The organism is Deltaproteobacteria bacterium, assembly GCA_016219225.1.
Lineage (GTDB): Bacteria > Desulfobacterota > RBG-13-43-22 > RBG-13-43-22 > RBG-13-43-22 > RBG-13-43-22.
This window is the reverse complement of the sequence record JACRBX010000086.1, coordinates 1-5,962: the sequence shown is the minus strand read 5'-3', so window position 1 is coordinate 5,962 and position 5,962 is coordinate 1. Positions and strand designations below refer to the sequence as shown.

Below are 5,962 nucleotides of genomic sequence, written 5' to 3'. Positions count from 1 at the left end.
GGGATCTGACTAACAAAGAAAAACAGTTTTATCGAAGGACAAAAAAGTGAAAGTACCAAAATTTAAGGCCAGAAAAGAAGAAAGGGAATTTTGGGATACCCATGAGTCCACCGATTTTCTGGATGATTTCGAGCCGTCAAAAGACGTGGTTTTTGTTCGACCTAAAAAAGAAGTGATTTCTTTGCGGCTTGAGCCGAAGGTCATAAAAAAACTACGAGAATTAGCCGATAAGGAAGGGCTTCCTCCAACCACCTATGCCAGGATGTTAATCGTCAAAGGAATTCGCCTTCAGACAAGCTAAAGGCTTCAAGTTTAAAAGTGTAAATGTTCATCCGAACTATTGCCACCCATTCGGCCGCGGTAGGAACCATCCTTTCGGATGGCCCCCCGCACAGATCCCAGCGAGCGGGACTACGCACTGGGCTCTTACCTCGGGTGTTTGGCGCTTTGGCGCTCACTTGAACTGACCCACCCCTTCCCGATCTTCTTTAACCCTTCCAGAAGACGTCCCCTTTGCTCTTTTCTAAATTTTATTGTTCACGCTGGAATTATCTGGTATCATTCAAAGAACTGTTTATTAATTTCTAAAATAAGGAATACGAAACCAAACGGCTCAAAGAGGCCAGGGGAAAAAAAGCTGCATAGAAGAGATTCGGCAAAGAGGTGTCTTTTAGACAAAAAAACAAAAGAGGAGATGCCCAAATGAAAGTTTTTAAGGACGATAAATGGTTGGGTTATTTTTTGGCTGGACTGTTCGTGGCAGCCATGTTAATCGGGGGCTGCGTAGGGACAAGGAATTATCCCTATAACCCTCCGGCGGATACTGGTGTGCCGGCGAGGGTTGTGCCTGACGATCCGAAGTACAAAATTTATACACCCTAATGGTGCGCTTATGGACCAGTAATCCCCTTTTCCTGGAACTCGTCCTCCGTTTCGGAGAGTAGTGGAATCCTATTGTGCTTGGCTGGAAGATGTCGGCTTAAGCGCATTATTATTAAAACAAGAATAGGAAATGGTTGGACTGAAATGAAAACCAGGATTACTATTGCCATCCTCTGCCTGTTTCTATTCGTCTCGATCCCCTTGCCGGGTGGGGCGGTCCCCCTTTCGTTGGGAAAAAATATCACAGCGATCTTAGCCAACCAATCCGTATCGAATGAAGGATTTGATTTCATTGTTTTGGGGGATAACCGGGGAAATGAAGAAATTTATAAACGTCTGTTGAATCGCGCCCGGGATTTTAAACCCCGCTTTCTTCTCAATACCGGTGATATCATCAAGGGAGGTCAAGCCGCGGAATTCGAAACCTACCGGGAATTGATTGCAGATTTCGATATTCCCATCCTCCATATCCCCGGTAATCACGATGTCTATTTTGACCGGAACAATTACCGCAAGTTTGTCGGGGACTATAATTGGTCTTTTGATTATGGTAATTGTCGCCTTATCGGGTTGGATAATGGGAATGGAACATTTAACGATGAAGCGCTGGAGTTTGCCCGGAGCAGGCTGACAAAAGAGAAGGTCTGCCTGGTTGCTTTTCATAAACCGCCGGCTGTCGGCCGTTGGAAAGTTCATGCCATGATCGGGGACTCCAATGGGGGCCGGGGCGGAGAGGTTATGACGCTAATCAAGGCCGTCGCCGGTCCCATGGTCTTCCTCGGGCATATCCACCTCTATGATACGATGGACATAGATGGAATCTTATATGTCATCAGCGGTGGAGGAGGTGCGCCCCTCTATGATAATTATGGATTCGGAAAAGCCGTTTATGGCTTTGTTTTGGTTCAGGTGAAATCGACGGGTATTTCCCATCGCTGGGTACCGCTCCAATAGCCGGTCTCATCCACGTAGCCGCCTAATGAGCAATCCTTCTTATTGTTCGCCAACGCATACTATACGACAAACTCCGATAACTCCAGTGGCAGGGCAAAAACAACGGCCGATTTGGCCTCCGGAAGGACATAGGTCAGGTCCGCGGAGGGCGGCCCGCCTTCCAGGGTTTGCCTGGCGGCGATCCCGACGGCCACCGCCCCCGAGTGGAGGACTAAATTTTTACGGTCCGGGTCAGTTTTTCCTTCTCCATTTTTCCTCCTTTTTCTCGTGGCCAAAGCAAACCGCCCCTCCGGCCGCAGGCCGGTTGTGGGTTAAGACCTGATGAGTATAGGATCAATCCGGCGCCGGGTTAAAATGGAAAGAGATAAATGGAACAGAATATGATAATATGAAATCATAGGAAGCCCCGGCCGGAAAGACGCGGGTGAGGGGACGTTTTAATTTCTGAAAGGAGACCCGGTATGGAAAATCCCGTGAGACAGAGATTGGCCCATATTTGTCTGTTGGTCAAAGACATCGATCAGGCCATCGAACATTATACCCGTATTCTGGGGGTGGTTTCTCCCGCCCTGCTGAATCAGCCGGTTGCCAAAGAGGAATGTTACGCCGGGGAAGACCGCTATTTTACGGCATTTTTCAAGGCGGATCGGGGCGGCTGCGATATTCAGCTCCTTCAGCCCCTGGAGGCGGGGTCGCCGCTGTATAAGCGTCTGGAGACCCACGGCGAAGGGCTTCATCACATTGCCTTTACCTCGACCCACCTGGAGGATACCTTCCGCAGGCTGAAGCAGGAAAAGGTCGCCCTGCACGGGGAGCAGTTTAATTTCGATGTGAATAATCCCGATGTGCGCTGGGTCTGGATTACCCCGCAATTTGCCCACGGGGTTTTGATCGAGGTGATGGATGAGTTCCCGAAGAAAGATCGATAAAATTCAGGCGGGGTGGGAACGTGGATTTTTTGATACACTGGTTTGACCTGTTCGGAACGGTGGTCTTCGCCATCACCGGCGCCCTGGCTGCCGGCAGGAAGCGGATGGACATCTTCGGGGTGGTGGTGCTCGGCTGTGTGACCGCCCTGGGAGGCGGCACCTTGCGGGACGTGGTCCTCGGGGCCCATCCGGTTTTTTGGGTCGCCAACACGAATTATCTGGCCATCGCCTCGATTGCCGCCTTCGGCACCTTTTTGTTAGCCCAGCGCCTCCGGTTGCCGGAGAACGTCCTGATGTATGCCGATGCGGTCGGCCTGGCTGTTTTCACGGTGATCGGCTTTCGCAAAGGCTTTCAGGCAACCCATGAATACAGTATTGCCATCATCATGGGCATGACCACCGGCGTAGTGGGCGGCATCATCCGGGACCTGCTCTCCGGTGAGGTCCCCTTGATCCTTCGCCGGGAAATCTATGCTTCCGCCAGTCTCTGCGGTGCGGCCCTGTTGGCGCTGCTGTCTTATTTTAAGTTTCCCGATCCCTTAAATATTTCTGCGGCCTTCCTGAGCGCCCTGTTGATTCGCCTGGCGGCGCTGTATTGGAACCTGGCTTTGCCCCATTTCCAGTTGGAAGAAGACCGATAAAATAACAAACCCCCACTCCAAAACTTCAGAAGGAATCATTTTGGTCTATTTCGTTGGTCTGGTTGATCAGGCCGCGCCAGGAGTCCCCAAAATCCGTTCAGCCGCCTCGAACCCGGTCCGGAGACTCACCTCCATGCTGGCCCGGTATAGGCCGTCGCCGGCGAAGGCCCAATTGGGATCCAGGGCTCCCAGTTCTTTCCGCATTCTCGGTTGCCGGGCGAGGGTCCCAGGCGGGAGCTGCACCCCGCCGAAGGGCCAGCGGTAGACTCTGGAAAAGATCACTTCATTGGAAAACCCGGCCCAGACCGAATCCATTTCCCGAAGCACCGACTTCGTGACCTCGTCATCCGGTTTATCAAAAAAACCGGCACTTGCTTCTTTTGTGAGAATGACCGTTGCCAGTCCCTTTTCCCTGGGAATCCTACCTTCCCCCTTTCCCTGGTCCTGAACCACGGTTGCAAGAGTAGCAATCTGCGTCCGAAGAAAGGTATTCATAAAGGAATGATCAACAAACGGCCTTGACAGTGCCAGAGCAACCACCATGGAAGGATTGTATTGTACGTTTTTCAGGTCCCGGTCGAGGGACTCGGGAAGATTCGAAATGAGGGCGGGGATAATAGGAAGAGGCACGGCAAAGATAATTTTATCGAACGCATAAGAGCCCTGGTGTTCTCCACCGGTCTCTACCTGGTAGGTCTCTCCGGTTTTCCGGATGCCGATGACCGGGGTGTGGTTCCTTACCTCCAGTTGTTCTCTAATCTTCCGGGTCACCGTTCCCATGCCTTGGTTCAGAGTAAAGATCCGGAAACGGAGAAGGTTAGGGAGAGTGGCGAGAAAGGCCGCCTTGGAGTTTTCCTCTGGAATCCCGAGAAAGAGATCGGCAAAGATAGGAGAGGCGATTTTCTCCAGGATGTCCTCGCTGTAGTCCCTTAGGAGGTAATCCCGAACTGTCTCCTGTTCCAATTCCAGGGTTTTTGGGGTGGGCTGATGCAGACTCAAGTTCCTGCCCAGGGACCGGGCGTAAAGGAACAGCTTGACGAGGTCTTTTTTGTTTTTGAAGTTCAGGAGTCTGTATTTCAGGAAATCATTGTGTGATCCAATCTTGATCCTGTGCTCTTCTCCATCCACGAATGTCGACGAGGTGGCTGGGGTTTCCCTTAGTTGGCCGGACAGGCCGAGTTCCCGGATAAGGGCGAGGAAGACGCTGTGGGATTCAGGAATCGTGTAGGCCCCTTTGTCGATGATGAATCCGTTGACCAAATCCGAATCGGTCCGGTCCCCCTCACCCTTCTCAAAGATCACCGGCCTAAGGCCTTGCTGCTGCAGCCTGTATCCTGCCGCCAGCCCTGCGATTCCTCCTCCGATAATAGCAATATCCATGAGTTCCCTCTCTATCACCCACAATAACTCTAAAGAATGCAAAGAACTCCTTACTCATTGAATTCTGCAAGAGCTATTCTTGAATAAGTTGTTCTCAGGTGCTGTTCCCTTTGGAGTCACGCCTTAATGGAATCAGGGGACTATCTTTCACGGTCTTGAGGACAATGGTCGTCCGGGTGGCCCGGACTCCTTTTATCGAATGGACCTTTTCAAGGAGCAGCCGACCCAGATCGTCATTGTCACAGGCCCATACCTTCAACAGGTAACAGTCTTCCCCCGAGACATGGTGGACTTCCTGGATCTCGTCAATATCTGCAATAGACTGGTCGATGTCCGTTTCGGCCGTTCCGATCTCTACCTTCAGGAACACAAAAGCCAGCACCCCTAACCCGACTGCCCTGTGACTCAGCTTTGTGTTGTAGGATTGGATAATCCCTTTCGCCTCAAGCTTTCGGATTCGTTCAAAGACCGCAGATGGGGTCAATCCCACCTGCTTCCCGATCATGGGATACGATGCTTTTGAATTATTTTGAATAATATTCAATATTTCAATATCTTTTTCGACTATCATTAGTTTTTTCCTTATTTATTACGAAAGATAATTTACAAAATGCTGATTGTCAAGATTAATCTTCAACAATTCAAGGAGTGTTCCTGACCTCGGCTTTTTGCTCTTCCCCCTTTGCTCAGAAGACGGGATTGGCTGACGTCTAAAATAGTGGCCGTTTCAGCCAGCGTCAATTTTTTGTTTTGGATAAATTTACGGAGATCGAACGGCCCTTGACGCTTCGTTTAAAATGGGACAAAAGGTGGGATTAGGCGCGTGTTCGTAAATTCCGAGGACATCAGACTTATTTCTACTGATCATGATATCCCGGATAGAAAGTCCGCCATTTACTTCCAGTCAGGCGAGCCACTGCTATGGTAAATTAAAGGACATTCCGTTCCAAATCGGATGGGCAATTTCCGGATTGCCGAAGAGCAGATCTCCGAAGACGGGGTCAGCCGAGTTTACGCAGGCAGTCCTGGGGGAAACGGTGGGTGCCGCCGATCCCTTCAAGCGTGACCTCGACCAGGGCTTCCGGATCGTTGATCACCCGGTCAGGGTCGGTGATTACCCCTTTGTATCCCACATATTCATTCATGTAGTCTTCCCATCTCGGGTCTTCGGATCTT

At 50.7% G+C, this 5,962-nt stretch carries 8 protein-coding genes and 1 pseudogene; 5 read left to right on the top strand and 4 right to left on the bottom strand.

All coding sequences use genetic code 11. The annotated features are described in order from the left end of the window. Positions 1-46: 46 nt before the first annotated feature. The 3 genes from HY879_07345 (at position 47) to HY879_07335 (ending at position 1,836) form a co-directional block, all read left to right on the top strand. Positions 47-301: a hypothetical protein gene (locus HY879_07345; GenBank protein MBI5603153.1), complete on the top strand. Its 255-nt coding sequence runs from the start codon at positions 47-49 to the stop codon at positions 299-301. 401 nt (positions 302-702) lie between these two features. Beyond that, on the top strand, positions 703-882 hold the full coding sequence (locus HY879_07340; protein MBI5603152.1) for a hypothetical protein: 180 nt from the start codon (positions 703-705) through the stop codon (positions 880-882). A 144-nt stretch (positions 883-1,026) separates the two neighbouring features. Further along, the gene (locus tag HY879_07335; GenBank protein ID MBI5603151.1) at positions 1,027-1,836 is read left to right on the top strand and encodes a metallophosphoesterase; all 810 of its coding nucleotides are present in this window, start codon (positions 1,027-1,029) and stop codon (positions 1,834-1,836) included. A gap of 89 nt (positions 1,837-1,925) precedes the next feature. On the opposite strand, the pseudogene HY879_07330 reads toward HY879_07335, so the two are convergent. Continuing rightward, positions 1,926-2,036: pseudogene (locus tag HY879_07330) on the bottom strand (epoxyqueuosine reductase). Positions 2,037-2,297: 261 nt separating this feature from the next. Between HY879_07330 and HY879_07325 the strand changes: the two are divergent. Next, positions 2,298-2,765, top strand: a complete 468-nt coding sequence (locus HY879_07325) for a VOC family protein (GenBank protein MBI5603150.1) — start codon at positions 2,298-2,300, stop codon at positions 2,763-2,765. A 20-nt stretch (positions 2,766-2,785) separates the two neighbouring features. Continuing rightward, on the top strand, positions 2,786-3,406 hold the full coding sequence (locus tag HY879_07320; protein MBI5603149.1) for a trimeric intracellular cation channel family protein: 621 nt from the start codon (positions 2,786-2,788) through the stop codon (positions 3,404-3,406). Positions 3,407-3,472: 66 nt separating this feature from the next. On the opposite strand, the gene HY879_07315 is transcribed toward HY879_07320, so the two are convergent. The 3 genes from HY879_07315 to HY879_07305 all read right to left on the bottom strand — a co-directional run bounded on the left by HY879_07315 (position 3,473) and on the right by HY879_07305 (position 5,931). Further along, positions 3,473-4,786, bottom strand: coding sequence for an FAD-dependent oxidoreductase (locus HY879_07315; protein ID MBI5603148.1), 1,314 nt, complete (start codon positions 4,784-4,786; stop codon positions 3,473-3,475). Positions 4,787-4,880: 94 nt separating this feature from the next. Beyond that, positions 4,881-5,357, bottom strand: coding sequence for an Lrp/AsnC family transcriptional regulator (locus HY879_07310; protein ID MBI5603147.1), 477 nt, complete (start codon positions 5,355-5,357; stop codon positions 4,881-4,883). Between the two features lie 430 nt (positions 5,358-5,787). After that, positions 5,788-5,931: a hypothetical protein gene (locus HY879_07305; GenBank protein ID MBI5603146.1), complete on the bottom strand. Its 144-nt coding sequence runs from the start codon at positions 5,929-5,931 to the stop codon at positions 5,788-5,790. Between the last annotated feature and the right edge of the window lie 31 nt (positions 5,932-5,962).

Coding starts and splice junctions, on each gene's coding strand:
- HY879_07340 (MBI5603152.1), top strand. CDS start 703: ATGAAAGTTTTTAAGGACGATAAATGGTTGGGTTATTTTTTGGCTGGA.
- HY879_07335 (MBI5603151.1), top strand. CDS start 1,027: ATGAAAACCAGGATTACTATTGCCATCCTCTGCCTGTTTCTATTCGTC.
- HY879_07325 (MBI5603150.1), top strand. CDS start 2,298: ATGGAAAATCCCGTGAGACAGAGATTGGCCCATATTTGTCTGTTGGTC.
- HY879_07315 (MBI5603148.1), bottom strand. CDS start 4,786: ATGGATATTGCTATTATCGGAGGAGGAATCGCAGGGCTGGCGGCAGGA.
- HY879_07310 (MBI5603147.1), bottom strand. CDS start 5,357: ATGATAGTCGAAAAAGATATTGAAATATTGAATATTATTCAAAATAAT.
- HY879_07305 (MBI5603146.1), bottom strand. CDS start 5,931: ATGAATGAATATGTGGGATACAAAGGGGTAATCACCGACCCTGACCGG.